A 1,672-nucleotide genomic window follows, 5' to 3' on the forward strand; every position below is an offset into this window, starting at 1 on the left:
ACCACCAGGGCACGCAATTCTTTATTGCGATGCCGATTACTGAAAAGTAAAACACCATCTTAATGTCGAAATGAATCAACACTACAAAATTTGGAGCGATACATCGGGTTCGAACCGATGACCTCAACCTTGGCAAGGTTGCGCTCTACCAACTGAGCTAGTATCGCATTTTCATTTTTATTATCTCTTAACTTATCAAACTAAGAGAAAGAATGGAGGCGCCTCCCGGAGTCGAACCGAGGTCCACGGATTTGCAATCCGCTGCATAGCCACTCTGCCAAGGCGCCTTTAATAGTGATTTAAGAGAACAACTCTTTGTTCATCACTCTACTCAAAATGTAGAAGCTAGATAGATGGTGCCCCGGGCCGGACTTGAACCGGCACAGCGCGAACGCCGAGGGATTTTAAATCCCTTGTGTCTACCAATTCCACCACCAGGGCAACGCAATCTTGCGAGGCCGATTACTGAAAAGTAAAAACACCATCTCTCAGCGACCTAAGCCGTGAGAACGAGGTGTACTTTAACGGAAGGAAAAAATTCGTCAACAATAAATTTTATCTTTTAATTCAAGTGATTAATTATCGAACTCAAAAGAATAAATTTAGTGCAGCTTGTACGGTTCTTATACTTGGATTTCTAATTTAAACGGACAAATCACTGACAACCATTGATTCAAATACCAATTGAATACGGTGATTTTATTGTTTTAAACCAAGCAAATGGCGTTTTCATGTGCTTTTCACATTCAACGATTAGAGTTTGAAGTAACTCTTATTAAGAAGTAAACATGTGAAACCACTAAAACGATATCAATATGAGCGCTATGCCGTTCTTTGTAACCTCGCCTACCCTAGAGTTTTTAAGCAGACTCGCTATGGTTTTGACCCTAATGGACAACGCATCATCAAGAACCAGTTTGGTAAAACCATGATTAGAGTGTTGTGGAGTAGCGACAAAGATGAAGTGGTTGTGGTAATCAAAGGATCGCACAGTATCTCAGATTGGCTACTAACCTTTGCTCTATGGACAAGAAGCTGTAAGAGAATTGGGCTCAATTATCGTGTGCATGCGGGTTTCTACCATCTAATGTTTCAAGAGAGCCAGCCAAGTCGTAATGAAGATAAGCTTGGCTTAACCGTTATTGAGCGCTTGGAAGCCACGCTCACACCTCTCATCGAACAAGGAAAAAGAGTGTCTATTACTGGCCACTCTTCCGGAGGCGCTATCGGTTGTGTCTTCGCTGATTACTTTGATCAAAAGTACCCAGGCTGTATTAAACGAATAGTGACTTTTGGCCAACCCGCCATTGGTGATTGGAGCTTTCGAAAGCACTATCGCATGAGTAAGAAGACCTACCGAATTTGCTGTGACATCGACATCGTGACCTTCATGCCACCGGTTCCTTTGCTCTATTGGCATGTAGGTAAAGTGCTTTGGCTTTATAACGGACGAATCTATGAGAACACTCCTACATTAATCCGCCTTGGTCGCTCTATCTTTAGTTGGCTGATAAGACCTTTCTCTTACCACTTGATGAGCAAGTATATCCGTAACAAAGATTTCTTTGATAAGCATTGAAATGGGTACGTAGGAAGCTTTTAGCGGGGCCAGAAACGAAAAAACCAGTCACTAGGACTGGTTTTTTCTGAATGATGGAGGCGCCTCCCGGAG

The 1,672-nt window shown here is 42.6% G+C and carries 1 protein-coding gene and 3 tRNA genes; 1 reads left to right on the forward strand and 3 read right to left on the reverse strand.

Going from position 1 to position 1,672, the window contains the following annotated elements:
- Positions 1-91: 91 nt before the first annotated feature.
- From AB4512_RS22265 to AB4512_RS22275, 3 genes are all read right to left on the reverse strand, one after another.
- Positions 92-167 (reverse strand) — tRNA-Gly (locus AB4512_RS22265).
- A 46-nt stretch (positions 168-213) separates the two neighbouring features.
- A tRNA-Cys gene (locus AB4512_RS22270) sits at positions 214-287 on the reverse strand.
- A gap of 67 nt (positions 288-354) precedes the next feature.
- A tRNA-Leu gene (locus AB4512_RS22275) sits at positions 355-441 on the reverse strand.
- A 349-nt stretch (positions 442-790) separates the two neighbouring features.
- On the opposite strand from AB4512_RS22275, the gene AB4512_RS22280 reads away from it, so the two are divergent.
- Positions 791-1,579, forward strand: coding sequence for a lipase family protein (locus AB4512_RS22280; RefSeq protein WP_017064543.1), 789 nt, complete (start codon positions 791-793; stop codon positions 1,577-1,579).
- Positions 1,580-1,672 lie beyond the last annotated feature (93 nt).

The sequence above is a fragment of the Vibrio sp. 10N.222.52.B7 genome (assembly GCF_041474275.1).
Lineage (GTDB): Bacteria > Pseudomonadota > Gammaproteobacteria > Enterobacterales > Vibrionaceae > Vibrio > Vibrio crassostreae_C.